The following is a 16,031-nucleotide window of genomic DNA, read 5'->3' as shown; positions in this document are numbered from 1 at the left end:
TTAATCAATAAACAAGATATTAAACCTCGGATTGGAAGCTGGTCAGAACCGCTTCCTTCATAGCCTGTACGGGCGCCGTCAGACCTGTCCAATACTCGAATGCATACGCCCCTTGGTTGATGAACATTCCGAGTCCGCCATGCACCGTGCATTGCCGAAGCGCGCTTTCCCGTAACAGCTCGGTCTTCAACGGATTATAGATCAGATCGCTGACAACGATCCCTTCCGGTATATATTCCGCTGGAACGGGAAGCTCGGAAACCCGGGGAAACATCCCCACCGAGGTGGTGTTGATCAAGACATCGGCATCCGACAATGCCTCTCTGGCATGATCCTCTCCGTATCCCCTCAAGTCGGCAAGCGCACTCCACTCCTCGGCCAATGCCAGCGCTTTGTCGGATGTCCGATTCACTATGGAAATCTTCTCGGGCTCTTCACCGGTAAGAGCATAGATGATCCCCCTGGCCGCTCCGCCGGCGCCGATGACGACGATGCGTTTTCCCTTAAGATCGGGGCAGGCTTCATCCTTTAATGAACGAACATAGCCGATGCCGTCCGTATTATAACCGGTCAATTTGCCATTGTCGTTGACGATGGTATTCACGGCACCGATGCGCCGCGCCCCTTCATCGACGACATCCAGATACTTCATAACCTCCACCTTGTGCGGGATCGTTACGTTCACTCCGCGGAATCCCAGCGCTTTAACAGCTTGGATGGCGTCACCAAGCCCCTCCGGACGTATATGAAGGGGTACATAGGCCCCTGACAAACCCAGGGCGGTAATGGCCGCATGATGCATAGCCGGTGATTTCGAGTGACCGATAGGGTCCCCCATTACGCCTAGGAGCAAATAATCACGCTCGATCATTGGATTCACTTTCATTTCTCCCTTATCTCTCCCATGATAAACCGGGCGGTGTACCAAAGCGATGTTAACACTTATATCAAGGATGGACGCGACAGAACTTTGATTCCTTTAGGTACATGAACCGCCACGAGCGCTCCTTGTTCACCATTGATCTTGATCCAGCCGAGCCCCGAGATAAACACGTCTTGGCGGGTCCCCTTAGGAATACGGATTTCATGTCTTGTCCACTCCGGCAGTTCTTCAATTCGTTGCTTGGTCGGCGGTGAGAGGAGCTCTCCGGCATGCTCGGCGAATAACGAATCCGCCCGTTCCAGCTTGGTCCGATGAATGCCTAATCTGCCGCTGATAAAGCAAGTAAAGGATTGGTGCTCTCCTTGCAGAAAATCAAAACGGCCGAAACCTCCGAAGAAGAGCGTCTGTCCTTCGTTCAACTGGTATACCATCGGCTTCAGCGGATGCTCCGGCATGACCGTCCCCAAATCCTCACGGCTCACAAGCTCGCTATAGCGCCATGGATACACGATGCCTGGCGTATCGATAATATACCGGCCGTCGTCCAGCGGAATATTGACCATGTCCAGCGTCGTTCCCGGATAACGGGAAACGGTCAGTTCCTGATCCAGATCGCTGTAGTCGCGGATCAGACGATTGATCAAGCTGGATTTACCCACATTCGTGGCGCCAACCACGTAGACGTCCCGGTCGCCTCGGTAATGCGCAACCGTCTCCAGCAGCCGCTCAAAGCCTTGATTCTTCTTCGCGCTGCAGAGCACGATGTCTTCGGTTCTCAGTCCATGCTCCTTGCACTGCTTCTGCACCCAATTGAGAACCTTGTTCCAATTGGTGACCTTCGGGAGAAGATCGGTCTTGTTAACGGCCAGAATCACCGGATTGTTGCCGACAAACCGCTGCAGTCCCGAAATAAGACTCCCTTCAAAATCGAAGAGGTCCACGATATGAATGACAAGCGCGTTCTTGCCGCCGATCTGTCCCAGCAGCCGTAAAAACTCATCCTGGTCTACGGCAACCGAGGACGCTTCATTATAATTCTTAATCCGGAAACAGCGCTGGCAAATAACCGGGTCGCGGTCCCAAGCCTTCTCCGGCAAATAGCCCGGCTTGTCCTGTGCTGCACTCTGTAGCTGTATGCCGCAACCGCTGCACTTCTTGATGTCTTCTCCGCCAGTAGGCAACGTCATGATTTCGGTTCCTCCTCCATCCATAATCCTTTTTTGCGCAAACGGGTCAATGCGATGCGCTCCACCCGGCGATTGACCAGGCGCGTAAACCACCCCTCATCGTTGATGGCGATGGGCATAACCAATACCGTATACAGACCCAGCCGATTTCCGCCATATACGTCGGTCAGCATCTGGTCGCCGACAACAACCGTTTTATCCGGCGTGAGCTCCATCATCTTCATCGCTTTGCGAAACGGGGTATTGCTTGGTTTACGGGCTTCATGCACATATTGGATATCCAGCGGCGTCGCAAATTTAGACACGCGTTCAAGCTGGTTATTCGAGACGATGATAAGCTGGAAACCGATCTCCTTCACCCTTTTGAACCAAACGACCAGTTCGGGCGTGGCTACCGGTGCCTTGGCCCCCACAAGGGTATTATCCAAATCGGTAATGATCCCCCGATACCCCTGCTCATATAATTCCTCTAGGTTAATATCAAAAACCGTATTGACACGGAGCTTTGGGATTAACATTTCAAACAAGTTCGTCACCTCAATTTCATACGAAAAACTATACCATATTCCGGTTCCTTAGTAAAAATAATCACGAGCCTTTTTCTTCCCTTTTACCGTATCGCTACCTTTACCTGCAAAAGACCACCCGGCGGCTGTTTGGAAGCGGACCGGGCGGTCTTGAAATGATCGGATATCAGAACGTATGCATACCGAGCTATCCTGATACACCCAACAACAACCACCATCACGCGGTCTGTCTTCTTGGATTAGGTTGATAGACGTTTCTCGGGTACGATGCGGACCTTCTTAATGAACTTTTTCAGCTTCTGAGCATCCTGTTGGACGGAGCGCCACTGCTCCTCCTTCACTTCAGCCGGGCTGTAACGAGCGGCTTCAAATTGCTGCAGCAGCGGTCTCAGCTCTGCTCCCAGCTCAGGGTGTGCACTTACCCAGCGGCTAACCGATTCACGGAGCGTTTCATGTTCCTGCCTCACCAAGCCTCTGCGCTGCACGGAACGAATCCATCGTTCGGTTTCGGCAATGACTTTATCCGCTGCCGTCAGCGGCTTGCCTGCCCGAATACGCGCCCCGGCAAAACGCAGGCTGATGCGCATTCTCCATACGATGTACAGAATCCACAATACGATAACAACCACCGCGGCCGTTACAACAACTTTAACCCAGCCGGGCTGCTGGTGATCAGAGGTTGCTGCTGGCGTAGTCTTGTCCTCTTCGTTCTCTTCTTCTTCAACTTCTTCCTCAATGACAGGCTCAGCGTCTGTGTCGGCCGTCAGAATCGGCATGCTGAAGCCCGGTGTCGCTTCAATCGGAACCCAGCCGTACTCGCCGAAGTATACTTCAACCCAGGAATGAGCGTCGGCATTCGTAACGGTATAGTTTCCGGGCTCAATCGAGGTTTGACCATCGGCCGGTACATACTCCGAAGCCGTCATTCTTCCCGGCGCGTAGCCTTTGACCCAGCGTGCAGGGATATCCAGCGACCGTGTCATCATCACCAGGGATGTCGAGAAATAATCGCAATACCCTTCCTGGATTTCAAACAGAAACGCATCCACAAAATCATCGCTCTGCTTACGCGAAAGATCGGGCGTGTTGGTATAGGTAAAGTTGCTCGATAAATATTGTTGCAAGAGCATGACCTTCTCATACGGCGTATTTCCGCCCGCGGTAATTTCTTCGGCGAGATCGGAAACGCGGTCAGGGAAGTTTCTCGGCATCTGGATATAAGCATCGTCAATTGAGCCGGAATATAGTTCATCATAAGTTCTGGTACTCAGCTCATCGATTGGAATCACCGGCACTTCGGACGTTAAAGTATAACTCTTCGGATAGTCCGCGTTACGAACGTCGTCCAGATGCATTTCCGCACCTTCCTGCAGCCAGCTGAGCCGATCCGGATCGATATCCTCATCCATACTTTCCAACTGACGAACGGTATAGGCACCGAACAATACCGGATACACCGTATCACTCAGCATCGTTACCGACTGCTCCAACGTTTTGGTAGGAACGGATGCGCTGGCTTCTCCCGGCAATTCCTCACCGATGCCCACGCCCGTGCCGGAACGCCGGCTGCTGGCTCCGTCCGCCCAACCCGTTCCCGAATATACGGCTCTGGTTTCCCCTCGCCAATAGCTGCGTTCATCCGAGGTAATCGACATCACCGGTGAATAGTCAAAATTAAAACCGCCGCCAAGGTCGTTGTCCTCACGTCCATATCCGGACATGCTTTCAGACGGTGAATCGATAAGGGTTCCGGTTCCGGTTGTACTGCCGCCGGATAACGGTACCCCGTTCCACTCTCTCCACGCCGTGTAAGGATCCGTTAACGTGGGCTTCACATGCGGCATGTTCACGCCGGCCACAATGATCAACGAGAAGATGACCAAAATGTTGGCGATAATCTTAAAGGGATACTTCGATAAATTGACCCATCCCTGCGGAAAGCGTCTGCGAAACCGGTTAAAATGGCTGGATACGAGCCAGCCCATCCCCGCTCCGACAACCCAAGCGATCTCATCCCACAGCACGATTTTCGTAAAGGAATCGAGCACGGCAAAACCGATGACGTTGATCCCGACTACAAAAAGCACGCGCCCCTTGGTTTTGGCCCACCGCGCAAGGAACAGAAAAGCGGCCCATGCGGCGATAGCAAACCACAAATAAGGAAAAAGATACATGATTTCCTCGGTCAAAGCCCCTTCAGCGCCAAAGGCAGGAACCGGATTACCGTAAGTTTTCAGCAAACTGTATACACAATACAGGATCAAAATAAACTGGATAAGCACCCGGTACCCTTGCTTGATCGGCAGCAGCGCTTCGGTAACCGCCGTAATGGTTAACGCTGCAATAACGATGGCTGTTGTTTCCGAGAGCCATATCGTCTCCGTAAAGGACACCCACTGCATCCCGATGATCCAGATCCATAGCATCGTTAGCGTACTAAAGAATGTCGTAGATAGTTTGTCCAGCCATAACTTCATCATGCACCACCTCCCAGCGCAGCCGGAAGCTCGTCAAGAGAAGCAACCGAATAGCTTGAAATCCCCCGGGATTGCAGAAGCGAAATGGATTCATCGCGTTTATTCGTTTCATTGGAATTGGTTACTTGCAAGAAGCAAGGGTTCATTCCCCTGGTCTCCACCCAGCGCATGATCTCCGAAGCGTCCTTGCCGCTCATCGGGCTGATCAGCAGAAACAGGGCCCCTTTTGGAAAATGGCGATAGGATTTCTCCAGGGAAGCAATCAATTTGGTTTTTCGGTCATAATCCACGTCAACCAAATGCTGAATCATGCGCATCCGCTCTCCGGCGTGATCGGCGGGAGCGAACATCTGAGCTTCGCGGGTAGCCGTGAACAGGCCTGTACCCGCATGCTCCTTGGCACCATATTCGATCAGCGACGCGGCTGCCGATACAGCCAACTCGAATTGCTGGGCATGATCATATCCGTCCGCGGTGCAGTCGAGCACGATCATCGTTCTGGGAAAGGATTCATGCTCAAATTCCTTCGACTTCCACGAGCCGGTCTTCGCCGTTGCATTCCAGTGAATCCGGGAGATCCGGTCGCCATATACATAATCGCGGACCCCGTTGATCTGCGTTGTTTCCCGTCTTGAAGCCGAAACTGTTGTATGCGTGCCGCCCAACCTGGAATTCCGTATATTTCGCTGCCATTTGGGAATATATATGGTTCTCGGCAGAACGCGGAAATCGGTCTGGACTTCAATGCGTCCCTTGTGCTCCATTAATCCGAATATATCCTCGCTAATGCATTCCGTCTTTGAAAAAGCATACCGCCCCCGTTCAAGCGGAGGGGTCTGAAATACAAGCTTGCCCACACCGCGGAGGTTCGGAATGACGCTATCTTCAAAAGACCAGGAGTCGCCGTTGTGCCTCTGCAATACTTCACGCACGATCATATAGGGCATCGGCAGCAATCCCGGAACATGGACCTCCAGCTTCACGCGGACTTGTTCACCCGCATGAAGAAGTTCTCCTCCGCGCTCCGATCCTCCCAGCACGCTTCGCTGGGCTTTTACGCGATTGACTCCGCCAAAGCCTGCACCGATCAAATAGATCGTCAGAAGGCTGACCATGGAGAAAAGCATGAGCGAGGTTTTGCCCCCCTGAAATAATACATACAAAAGACATAGGCACCATACCGCCAATACCGCTGCGAGTCTAGACGGCTGCATGCCATTCAAAAATAACGAAACCGCGCGGCGCATGCCTATCTCCCCATCTGAACAGGCACTTTGACCTGACGCAGTATAAACTCGAGCACCGATTCGGGACTCGCATTGTCGAGCCTGGCTTCCGGACGCAGCATGATCCGGTGCGAAAGCACGTATGGAGCCAGCGTCTTCACATCATCTGGCAGAACGTAATCCCTCTCTTGCAAGAAGGCATAGGCTTTAACGGCATTCATGAATGACAGCGTCGCCCGGGGACTTGCGCCCAGCATTACGGAAGGGTGCTCGCGGGTCGACCGGGTTATATTCAGCAAGTAATCGGCGACAGGGTCACCGATGAATACCTCGCGAATTTCACGTTGAATAGTCGAAATCTTATCCATATGGGTCACCGGCTGAAGTTTGTCTGCCAGTTGTCCGTCACGTGAACGGTACATCAGCTGCTTCTCCGTGACAGCATCAGGGTAACCCAGGCTCAGCTTCAGCATAAACCGGTCCAGCTGTGCTTCCGGGAGCATATAGGTGCCTTCAAAATCGATCGGGTTCTGGGTCGCGCACAGCATGAAGGGATGCGGGAGTTCGTGGGTAGCCCCGTCCACCGTTACACTGCGCTCCTCCATGACCTCAAGCAGGGCCGATTGCGTCTTGGTTGTCGCTCGATTGATTTCATCCGCCAGCAAAATGTTGGTCATGACCGGACCTGGACGGAAGTAAAACATTTCATCTCTCGGGTGGAATACCGAAACGCCCGTTATATCACTCGGGAGAATATCCGGGTTGCACTGAATCCGGCGGTAGTCTCCCTGCATGGATTTCGCTAATGCTTTGATCAATTGGGTCTTTCCTGTACCGGGCACATCCTCGATCAGTACATGTCCGCCAGCGAGCAGCGCCGTAAGGAGCAATTGGATCTCAAATTCTTTGCCTAGAAGGCACGACTCCAGATTGGTTCGCACCGAGGTAATGATTTTCATGGATTCTTGGCTTACGGGCATGTATGACTAACCTCCTGTAAGGGAATAAATACTTATTTTAGTACTATTGTACATGATCGAGGTCCCGGAGTACATTCGAAGAGATATTTTGCCTATTCAACTTTTTGTTGTTCCTCTCAACAGAAAAAGACCCCGGCATGAAGCCAGGGTCCTTTCCTTCTTGATGATTCAGTTTTATCCCTTCGGACGGACGAACAGCGCTGCCAGGAAAGAGAAAATGATGGCCGAGGATATCCCCGCACTGGTGACTTCGAATATCCCCGTCACGACCCCGATCCAGCCGTCCCTCCCCAGTTCCGTCAAGGCGCCATGCACAAGCGAATTACCAAAGCTGGTGATCGGGACGGAAGCTCCCGCTCCCGCGAATTTAACAAGCGGCTCATACAATCCGAACCCATCGGCGATGGCTCCGGCGACCACTAACGAACTCATCGTATGTGCCGGTGTCAGTTTAATAACGTCCATCATAATTTGCCCAATGACGCAAATCAGACCGCCAATAATAAACGCCCATAAAAACTGCATTGTGTTATCCTCCCATCTCTAAGGCTACGGCGTGAGCGATGCACGGAATGCTCTCACCCTGCTGGTAAGAAAGAGGCGACAGCAAGGCCCCGGTTGCAACGACCAGCACCTTTTTCAATTCGCCTTTACGCATCCGTTTCAAAATATGGCCATACGTGACAACGGCCGAACAGCCGCAGCCGCTGCCCCCTGCATTAACGTATTTCTGTGTTTCCAAGTCGTAGATCATTAAGCCGCAGTCGGCAAACACCGTACCGTCCATGATGACATCATTTTGTTTCAAGAGATCTTTGGCTATCGGAAGCCCAACGGAGGCCAGGTCACCGGTCACGATCAGATCATAATCCTTCGCTTGCCGGCCTGTGTCTTTAAAGTGCTTTGTTATCGTATCGGCTGCCGCCGGAGCCATTGCCGCCCCCATATTGAACGGATCCTTGATGCCCAGATCAACCACTTTGCCGATAGTGGCATACGTGACAGCAGGACCGTCTCCCTTGTCCGAAATGACCGAGCAGCCTGCTCCGGTAATCGTATATTGCGCATACGGCGGTTTCTGCGATCCGTACTCCGTCGGATAACGAAACTGCTTCTCGACCGTACAGTTGTGGCTTGCCGTGCCGGCCATGACATACTTGGCCCCTCCTGAATCCACGAGCATGGAGGCCACCGCGAGGCTCTCCATCGATGTAGAGCAAGCTCCGAATACGCCGATGTAAGGCACACCCAACTGTCTTGCGGCAAACGAGCTGCTGATGATCTGGTTCATCAAGTCCCCGCCCACAAAAAACTGCAGCTGGTCTTCCTTGATGCCCGCCTTTTCGACCGCCTTGCTTGAAGCATCCTCCAGCAGTTTTCGTTCCGCTTTTTCCCATGTTTTTTCGTTGATCTCAATATTGTCGTAGATGTAGTCGAAATCATCGGCGAGTGGCCCTTCGCCTTCCTCAGGTCCTACAATCGTCCCCGTGCCGATAATGACGGGTTTGTTCTCGAACTGCCAGGTTTGGCCGATCACCTTCATCTCTCGTTACCTCCCCTCGATGCCAAAAATAGCGTAAATGATACCGATGATAAACGCTGCGACAGTACCAAATACAATGACAGATCCCGCCAGCTTAAACATGCTGGCCCCGACCCCCAGTACCAAACCCTCCGCGCGGTGCTCAAGCGCTGCGGAGCACATGGAATTCGCGAACCCCGTAACCGGCACGGCGCTGCCTGCTCCCGCCCATTGCGCGATTTTGTCATACACGCCGAAGCTGGTCAGAATGACGGAGAGTATAATCAGCACGGCTACCGTCGGATTGCTCGCTTCGGTGGTGCTCATGTCGAATACGGACATAAAAAACCGCTGAATGCATTGGCCGATCAAACAGATGAGACCTCCCACCAAAAAAGCGCGCAGACAATTTTTAAGTACGGCGCGGGGAGGTTCATGCTTTTTGGCAATTGCCTGATATTCCGCCGAGCTCATTGTGGTGATATCAGACTTCGGCTTTTGGTTAGAGCCTGACATTTCAATACACCTCCGCTTTTATTTAAGTATGGAATCCTCTAAAAAGGCTAAAGAGCCGCTATGGATATCACTCGATATCATTATGCTTTGAATGAACTCCCTTTATGTTTGGAAAATCATCCTTCTCACGTGGTAATCACAGCTTGTCCTAACGCCAAGATTGCCCCACACGAAAAATCAGCCTCCAGGAGTATCCCTGAAAGCTGAAATAAGAGTCGCCTGTCATCATTGCTGGAGCCGGTCATTATATAAGAATGTATTTCAGCAAAATGACGAGGAGGATGAACAGAACCATAATGAGCAGAAGTTCTCTGACTTCGGCATGATAGACATTTACCTCAATCCCATGGTGCTTCATACTCTGCTCCTTCCCTCGGACAACCAAAATTCCACTTCGTTTCTACATCGTATTCCTTTCCCGGATGCAGGGTGCTTGTTCCAATTACTAATAAATGACGTGTCTTTAGCGGTACGGGTTTTGTAGACTTTTCAGATATATAGGGGCATACTAGAACAAGGAAAAACTCTTACATACCTTTTTTAAAGGAGCGATTTCGTAATGAATGAATCAACACTGGAATTATTTCGTACTTTGACGGAATTCCCGGCTGCACCAGGCTTTGAGAGGGAACTTCGTTCCTGGTTGAAGGATGCCCTCTCTCCATATACAGATGAGTTCGTGCAGGATCGGCTGGGCAGTCTGTTCGCCGTTCTTCGCGGTAACGATGAAGGTCCGAAAGTCATGGTGGCCGGTCACATGGATGAGGTCGGTTTCATGGTAACCGGCATAACCGAAGCGGGTATGGTCCGTTTCCAGCCGCTCGGCGGCTGGTGGAGTCAGGCCGTGCTTGCTCAGCGCCTGCAAATCATCACGGACAACGGCCCTGTTGTCGGAGTAGTCGGCTCCATTCCTACGCATCTGCTGGATGAAGCGCAGCGCAGCAAGCCGGTCGACATCAAAACCATGTATATCGATATCGGTGCCGACAACAAGGCGGAAGCGGAAGCGTTTGGCATTCGTCCCGGATTGCAAGTGGTTCCGATCTGTGAATTCACGCCGCTGGCCAATCCGAAAAAAATCATGGCCAAAGCGTGGGATAACCGCTATGGCGTTGGCCTGGCAATCGAGCTGGTCCAGGCGCTCCATGGCGAGAAGCTGCCTAACACCGTTTACGCCGGTGCAACCGTCCAAGAAGAGCTCGGACTGCGTGGAGCACGTACTTCAGCCAACCTGATTCAGCCGGATATTTTCTTCGGATTGGATGCCAGCGCGGCAAACGACATGATGGGGGACAAGAGCCAGTTCGGCCAATTGGGTCAAGGCGCACTGCTCCGCATCTTCGATCCGACAATGCTGACTCACCGCGGAATGGTCGAGTACGTTCAAGATACGGCGGAGACAAACAAAATCAAATACCAATACTTCGTCTCGCCGGGCGGCACAGACGCAGGCCAAGTGCATCTTAGCGGCATCGGCGTTCCGTCTACCATCATCGGCATTTGCTCCCGCTATATCCATACATCTTCGTCCATCATCCACACGGACGACTACGAAGCTGCTAAAGAACTTCTGATCAAGCTCGTGAAAGGTTTGGATCGCACGACACTCCAGACGATTCTCGACCGGGCATAATCTATAAGAAAAGGGTATCCTGCAGGTTTCAAAGAGACCTGCGGATACCCTTTTTCTTACTTCTTCCTTATGAAGATAACGTCTCTTTATGCCGTGCGAACCGAAAGGATAAAATCATCGTTAAATAGACAATAACAACCAGAGCTGTATTCAGCACAAATATCATGCGAAATCCTATAAGTCCCCCTGCCGACTGGCCCGGGAGCGCCAGCATGGCACCCCCCGCCGCCGTACCAAACATCATCCCCAGATTTCGTGACAGCGCCAAAATGCTGCTGATCAGGCCGAGGTCCGTTTTGGCTGTCCTGCCCATCACCAGCGAATTGTTCGGGGGCGTTATCATGCCCATGGAACCGCCGAGCAGGACGATAAGCAGAATCAGAAAGAAGATCGGATATGCCGGCGATACAAAACCGAGCACTAATAACGCTGCCGTCATGACCAGCAGGCCGGCAGACAATAACGGGAATGTCCCCAGCTTGTCCGACAGGCTCCCGCTCAGCGGCGAGAAAATAATCAGGGACAACGGATATCCCATCATGATCAGCCCTGCCGTGGCAGGTTCAACGCCCAGCTCGCTCAGCAAAAACACGGGCAGCACAAGCTGTGCGGAGAAGGCCGCCATATAGGTAATGATCGTAATGATGATTCCTACGCTAACGCCTGTATCCCGAAACAGATCCAGCTTCATAAACGGGAGTTTCCCCTTCCCTACTCGTTCCCACCGCGACGATAGACACCACCCGATGAATGCAGCAGCTCCCGCTCCAAACACGATGAACAGCACGGCAACCTGCCATGAACCCCATCCCCACTGAGCCCCCAAATTGACGGCCGTAACCAGTCCGGTTAAGGATGTTGCAAAAAAGGCAGCCCCCGGGACATCCAATCGGCTTACGCCTTTTTCCGGTTCGTCCTTCGGAATGAAGCGCCGGGCAAACAACCATGCAATCAAGGAAACAGCCGTCAGCAGCCAGAAATTGCTCCGCCACGAAAACCACTGAATCAATATCCCGCCAAGACTCGGTCCGACCATCGAGCCTGCGGCAACAAACGTGCTGATAAGCCCGAGCGCTTTGCCGCGCTGTTCCTTCGGAAACACGGAGATGATCAGCGCCATATTGGTGGCTTGATACATAGCCGCTCCTACGCCTTGTAGAATTCGGGAAGATACCAGTCCGTTTAATGAAGGAGACAAGGCGCAGCAGAGCGCACCTGCCATAAACACAAAATAGCCGATATTGTGGATTTTCCGCCTGCCCAGCATATCCCCGAGTTTTCCCATGACCGGAAGCAATATGGAGATAACAAGCAAATAGGCGGTGACGATCCACTGGGCCGTAGGGATGGTGGAATCAAACGTTCTGGCGATATCAACAAGCGCAATGTTGAACATGCCGGCCGACAGATTGGACAGAAAAGCCCCTAAACAAATGGTATATTGGACGATCATCCTTGATCTGTTATTCATGCAGGACTCACCAGCTTTATTCATTAATTTCTGTTCCGTTCATAGAAAAAGCTCCCGCATTCGAGAGCTTCCCTCTGTTAGAACCACGTTCTGACAAGCTAGCCGATGGCCGGCTGAGCCGTCGACATCGGCCGCAGCGGTTCCTCGGGCATTTGATCCATCCAAATATCGATAAGCTCCGCTACCTCACTAACTTTCCCGAAATAGCCTTCAATATTCTCAAGCGTCATTTCATGGGCCGTTGTCGAATACGATGCGCAAGCATCGGCTACAAGCACGATATGATAATCCAGCATAAACCCGTCCCGGGCCGTCGATTCCACACACACATTGGTGCTGACCCCCGTCATGATCAAGGTCTCGATCTTCAGCGTCTTCAATACCGAATCCAGCCTTGTATTCACAAAAGCGCTGTACCGGTGTTTATTGACAATAATATCGTCCTCCTCCGGCGATACCTCGTAAAATTCCGCTCCCCAGCTTCCCCTCCGGCATACGTTAGCCGAACGTCCCGAGGACCGGGTGGTCCATGCGTCGGAGTCCGTCGCTTTCTCGTGAAGCGTCTGAATGAAGATAACGGGGACGTTCAGCTCTCTGGCTGAATGCAGCAGCCTATGCAGCTGCGGCATCATCGCTGCCACCCCGCTAACATCGCATCCCGCTCGAGGCAGTGCCCCCTCGGGATGGCAATAATCATTTTGCACATCAACGACAATGACAGCCGCTTTACTCCCAAGCATCAGCTGATTTAAAGATTTCATCGTGACTCTCTCCCCTTCAGACCTGTATTGGTAAGAATGAACCCTGCCGCTTACTTGTTGGAATGGTTCACAAACTGCATATCCACCAGCGCATCATAGGTGTAATCCCCTTTAAAAATCCCGGTCTCGATCATGACATCCATATCATGCTTCAACGCCTCTTCCGAGATCATCCCGTCCAAGCTCCAGAGATTGTCTGCATAGGCCCGGTCCAGCGCAGCTTGGATGGCATCGTCAGACAACGTCGGGAATTCGGCTTTCAGGTTCTTCTTGGCCAGCTCTTTATCCGTCTGCACAACTTCCAGCGCTTCGATAATGGCATCGGTAAAGCTTTGCACGGCTTCCGGATCCTTCTCGATGGTAGACTTCTTCACGCTGAGCACCGAATACGAGAAATCTCCCAGATCATGAAACTTGTAAAACGGCTCTTCCCATACGTTCTTCGATATCCCGTCACTGATCTGCGGCTCGGCTCCGTTCGCTATGTCGGCTGCACCCTGCTGGACCATCGTCACCACCGTTGAGCCATCTGCCGGCTCCAGCAGCTGCACATCCTTTTCCGGATCGAGTCCAAGCTGAATCAAGAGATAGCGGGTCAGAAGGTTTGGCGTACCGCCGTGGCGACCGGCGTTAATCTTTTTCCCTTGCAAAAATGCCTTCAGGTCTTCGGGAGAATTGCTCGCAGGCGCGGTGCCTTTCTTGGCCATTAAATACACGTTCGCCCGATTGACAACATTCACGACCGAGATGATTGGATCGGAATTGTTGTTGTTAGCCAAGGCGTTGGACTCTGTCCCGCCGATAACACCCCAGGCATCTCCGCTGACCACGGCCGTTACGTGCGCCCCTCCGGCCGCTTGGATGACCTCGACGTTCAGCCCTCTTTTCTCAAAGAAACCTTCGCGCTGTGCGACGTACAGTGGCAGATAGCCCGTGGAATGAAGCGGCTCGGCGATCACGATTTTCTTCAGCTTCCCGTCACCCGAGGCGGACACGGTGCTGGCGTCGTTTTTTTCATTGCCGCAGGCGCCAAGCAGACCGGTGACCATGACCAGTGCAAACAACAGTGAACGTTTCCTCATTTTTTGGTTCATATGAATTCCCCTTTTAATAGAAATAATGAGTTCGATTATTGTGTCTATTGTTTGGTCAATCCCTTGGATAACCACTTCTCCATCACGACCACGCCCCAGTACATCACCATGGACAGCAGCGACAGGACAACGACGCCCACCCACACGAGATTGATATCGAGTATCGTCCCTGCATACATAATCATTCGGCCGACGCCCTGACTTGAAGCGATAAACTCGCCTACGATAGCACCTGCCAGCGCAAGGGCAATGTTAATCCGCAAACTGCTGATAATCCAGGGCATGGACCAGGGGACAACGACCTTGGCAAAGACCTGATGCCGCTTGGCGCCGAGGGAATACATCAGCTTCTCCATATCCGGATCCACGCTCTTCACACCGCTGTAAGCAGACAGCGCCGAAACGACAACCGTCATGGAGAACGCCAGCGCCACCTTGGAAAAGAACCCAATACCCAGCAGTATGACGAGTACAGGCGCCAAAGCGAGCTTGGGCATGGCATTCAAAATGATAAGATACGGCTCGCTGATCCCTGCATACGATCTTGACCACCAGAACGATAGCCCGAGCAGTGCACCGAGGAAGGTGCCGAACACAAATCCGAGTATGGTTGACCCTGAAGTGTACGTAATATCCCTTAACAACGTCCCCTCGGTCATTTGGGTCCAGGTTGTGCGAAGGATCGCGCTTGGGTTGCTCCAATAATAGGAGTCCAGCAGGCCGAGCCGGGTGAACACCTCCCATACCAGAAAAACAAGTACGGCCACAACGGCCCGCCCCCAGACGATCCGCCTGCTCCTCCGGCGCTCCATCGCCTCTTCATCCAAGATGTAGGGCACAACCTCCGGCCGTTTGGATGAACCCGTGGCAGGTTCCGCTGGTGTTACGGCATGTACGATAAAAGCCTCTTTGCGTGCAGTTTCCATCGGTTTCCCTCCTCATTCGTTCTTATTCCCTACGATATTAGTTCCTCATCATGTCCGGCTGACAACAAATCCATAAGATGATGCTTCAGCTCCATGAATGCCGGGGACGTCATGTCTTCGGTTTTGCGCGGACGCTCCATCGTTACGGTGATTTTGGACTTGATCCGTCCGGGTCTGGACGAGAACACGTAGATGTCATCCGACAGGTAAATCGCTTCGTCGATGTCATGGGTAACAAACAGCACCGTTTTCCCAAAATCCTCCCAGATCTGCAGCAGCCAGTTCTGCATGGTCAGCCTCGTTTGGGCATCCAGTGCGCCGAAGGGCTCGTCCAGCAAAATGATATCCCGGTCGTAGAGCAGCGTCCGCAGCAGCGCGGCGCGCTGTTTCATCCCTCCCGACAGCTCCTTCGGATAATGCTTGTCAAAGCCCTTTAGTCCATACTTTTCCATCAAGGGCAGCGCCCTCTCTACGGCTTCCTTATAAGGAACGCCTCGGACCTCCATGCCTAAAATGATGTTGTCGAGGATGGTGCGCCAAGGCAGAAGCATGTCCTTTTGCAGCATATAGCCCACGTAACCGGTGGTGCCCACGATATCTTTGCCGTCAGCCATCACCTTGCCCGTGGAGGGCGGCATCAAACCGGCGATAATGTTAAACAGGGTGGATTTGCCGCACCCGCTGGGGCCGATAATGCTGACAAAACGCCCCTCCTCAATCGCCAGACTCGTCTCCCGCATGGCCGCAATCTCTTCCCCATTTCTGCGGAACCATTTGCTGACGCCCGAAATTTCAATTTTGTGAGTCATGCCCCTTCCTCCTCTTTTT

Annotated in this window: 15 protein-coding genes; 1 reads left to right on the top strand and 14 read right to left on the bottom strand. The window is 52.5% G+C overall.

Features of this window, described 5'->3' with window-relative positions; translation table 11 throughout:
• Positions 1-19: 19 nt before the first annotated feature.
• The 9 genes from PAEVO_RS00885 to spoVAC form a co-directional block, all read right to left on the bottom strand.
• On the bottom strand, positions 20-886 hold the full coding sequence (locus PAEVO_RS00885; protein WP_100535872.1) for a shikimate dehydrogenase: 867 nt from the start codon (positions 884-886) through the stop codon (positions 20-22).
• 56 nt (positions 887-942) lie between these two features.
• Positions 943-2,070 (bottom strand): ribosome biogenesis GTPase YqeH, encoded by a 1,128-nt coding sequence (gene yqeH, locus PAEVO_RS00880; RefSeq protein WP_100535871.1) that lies wholly within the window; start codon positions 2,068-2,070, stop codon positions 943-945.
• The gene (locus tag PAEVO_RS00875) at positions 2,067-2,597 is read right to left on the bottom strand and encodes a YqeG family HAD IIIA-type phosphatase (protein ID WP_100535870.1); all 531 of its coding nucleotides are present in this window, start codon (positions 2,595-2,597) and stop codon (positions 2,067-2,069) included. Before PAEVO_RS00875 ends, yqeH begins: the two co-directional genes overlap by 4 nt.
• Positions 2,598-2,836: 239 nt before the next feature.
• A complete protein-coding gene (locus PAEVO_RS00870; RefSeq protein ID WP_100535869.1) occupies positions 2,837-5,077 on the bottom strand; it encodes a DUF4129 domain-containing transglutaminase family protein in 2,241 nt (746 codons plus the stop codon).
• Positions 5,074-6,321 carry a DUF58 domain-containing protein gene (locus PAEVO_RS00865; RefSeq protein ID WP_100535868.1) on the bottom strand — a complete coding sequence of 416 codons (1,248 nt, stop codon included), beginning with the start codon at positions 6,319-6,321 and terminating at the stop codon, positions 5,074-5,076. The genes PAEVO_RS00870 and PAEVO_RS00865 overlap by 4 nt, the downstream gene beginning before the upstream one ends.
• A gap of 2 nt (positions 6,322-6,323) precedes the next feature.
• A complete protein-coding gene (locus tag PAEVO_RS00860) occupies positions 6,324-7,280 on the bottom strand; it encodes an AAA family ATPase (RefSeq protein WP_100535867.1) in 957 nt (318 codons plus the stop codon).
• Positions 7,281-7,454: 174 nt separating this feature from the next.
• The gene (spoVAE, locus tag PAEVO_RS00855; RefSeq protein ID WP_100535866.1) at positions 7,455-7,805 is read right to left on the bottom strand and encodes a stage V sporulation protein AE; all 351 of its coding nucleotides are present in this window, start codon (positions 7,803-7,805) and stop codon (positions 7,455-7,457) included.
• Between the two features lie 4 nt (positions 7,806-7,809).
• The gene (spoVAD, locus tag PAEVO_RS00850) at positions 7,810-8,823 is read right to left on the bottom strand and encodes a stage V sporulation protein AD (protein ID WP_100535865.1); all 1,014 of its coding nucleotides are present in this window, start codon (positions 8,821-8,823) and stop codon (positions 7,810-7,812) included.
• Positions 8,824-8,829: 6 nt separating this feature from the next.
• Positions 8,830-9,318 carry a stage V sporulation protein AC gene (spoVAC, locus tag PAEVO_RS00845; protein ID WP_100535864.1) on the bottom strand — a complete coding sequence of 163 codons (489 nt, stop codon included), beginning with the start codon at positions 9,316-9,318 and terminating at the stop codon, positions 8,830-8,832.
• Between the two features lie 559 nt (positions 9,319-9,877).
• Here spoVAC and PAEVO_RS00840 point away from each other — a divergent pair.
• The gene (locus PAEVO_RS00840) at positions 9,878-10,951 is read left to right on the top strand and encodes a M42 family metallopeptidase (protein ID WP_100535863.1); all 1,074 of its coding nucleotides are present in this window, start codon (positions 9,878-9,880) and stop codon (positions 10,949-10,951) included.
• A 67-nt stretch (positions 10,952-11,018) separates the two neighbouring features.
• Here PAEVO_RS00840 and PAEVO_RS00835 read toward each other — a convergent pair whose 3' ends face one another.
• The 5 genes from PAEVO_RS00835 to PAEVO_RS00815 form a co-directional block, all read right to left on the bottom strand.
• Positions 11,019-12,422 (bottom strand): MFS transporter, encoded by a 1,404-nt coding sequence (locus tag PAEVO_RS00835; protein ID WP_100535862.1) that lies wholly within the window; start codon positions 12,420-12,422, stop codon positions 11,019-11,021.
• 98 nt (positions 12,423-12,520) lie between these two features.
• Positions 12,521-13,183, bottom strand: a complete 663-nt coding sequence (locus PAEVO_RS00830) for a cysteine hydrolase family protein (RefSeq protein ID WP_100535861.1) — start codon at positions 13,181-13,183, stop codon at positions 12,521-12,523.
• A 50-nt stretch (positions 13,184-13,233) separates the two neighbouring features.
• Positions 13,234-14,277, bottom strand: a complete 1,044-nt coding sequence (locus PAEVO_RS00825) for an ABC transporter substrate-binding protein (protein ID WP_100535860.1) — start codon at positions 14,275-14,277, stop codon at positions 13,234-13,236.
• A 44-nt stretch (positions 14,278-14,321) separates the two neighbouring features.
• On the bottom strand, positions 14,322-15,203 hold the full coding sequence (locus tag PAEVO_RS00820; protein WP_100535859.1) for an ABC transporter permease: 882 nt from the start codon (positions 15,201-15,203) through the stop codon (positions 14,322-14,324).
• 29 nt (positions 15,204-15,232) lie between these two features.
• Entirely contained in the window at positions 15,233-16,012 is a 780-nt protein-coding gene (locus PAEVO_RS00815) for an ABC transporter ATP-binding protein (RefSeq protein ID WP_100535858.1), read from the bottom strand.
• Positions 16,013-16,031: the final 19 nt, after the last annotated feature.

It is taken from the genome of Paenibacillus sp. GM2FR (genome assembly GCF_002803325.1).
Lineage (GTDB): Bacteria > Bacillota > Bacilli > Paenibacillales > Paenibacillaceae > Paenibacillus_AQ > Paenibacillus_AQ lautus.
The sequence above is the reverse complement of the archived record's forward strand: the minus strand, read 5'-3'. Positions and strand labels throughout refer to the sequence as shown.

Excerpts from the sequence above, each read along its gene's own strand:
- PAEVO_RS00885 (WP_100535872.1), bottom strand. The coding sequence starts at position 886 with ATGAAAGTGAATCCAATGATCGAGCGTGATTATTTGCTCCTAGGCGTA.
- yqeH (WP_100535871.1), bottom strand. The coding sequence starts at position 2,070 with ATGACGTTGCCTACTGGCGGAGAAGACATCAAGAAGTGCAGCGGTTGC.
- PAEVO_RS00870 (WP_100535869.1), bottom strand. The coding sequence starts at position 5,077 with ATGATGAAGTTATGGCTGGACAAACTATCTACGACATTCTTTAGTACG.
- PAEVO_RS00865 (WP_100535868.1), bottom strand. The coding sequence starts at position 6,321 with ATGCGCCGCGCGGTTTCGTTATTTTTGAATGGCATGCAGCCGTCTAGA.
- PAEVO_RS00860 (WP_100535867.1), bottom strand. The coding sequence starts at position 7,280 with ATGCCCGTAAGCCAAGAATCCATGAAAATCATTACCTCGGTGCGAACC.
- spoVAE (WP_100535866.1), bottom strand. The coding sequence starts at position 7,805 with ATGCAGTTTTTATGGGCGTTTATTATTGGCGGTCTGATTTGCGTCATT.
- spoVAD (WP_100535865.1), bottom strand. The coding sequence starts at position 8,823 with ATGAAGGTGATCGGCCAAACCTGGCAGTTCGAGAACAAACCCGTCATT.
- spoVAC (WP_100535864.1), bottom strand. The coding sequence starts at position 9,318 with ATGTCAGGCTCTAACCAAAAGCCGAAGTCTGATATCACCACAATGAGC.
- PAEVO_RS00840 (WP_100535863.1), top strand. The coding sequence starts at position 9,878 with ATGAATGAATCAACACTGGAATTATTTCGTACTTTGACGGAATTCCCG.
- PAEVO_RS00835 (WP_100535862.1), bottom strand. The coding sequence starts at position 12,422 with ATGAATAACAGATCAAGGATGATCGTCCAATATACCATTTGTTTAGGG.
- PAEVO_RS00830 (WP_100535861.1), bottom strand. The coding sequence starts at position 13,183 with ATGAAATCTTTAAATCAGCTGATGCTTGGGAGTAAAGCGGCTGTCATT.
- PAEVO_RS00825 (WP_100535860.1), bottom strand. The coding sequence starts at position 14,277 with ATGAACCAAAAAATGAGGAAACGTTCACTGTTGTTTGCACTGGTCATG.
- PAEVO_RS00820 (WP_100535859.1), bottom strand. The coding sequence starts at position 15,203 with ATGGAAACTGCACGCAAAGAGGCTTTTATCGTACATGCCGTAACACCA.
- PAEVO_RS00815 (WP_100535858.1), bottom strand. The coding sequence starts at position 16,012 with ATGACTCACAAAATTGAAATTTCGGGCGTCAGCAAATGGTTCCGCAGA.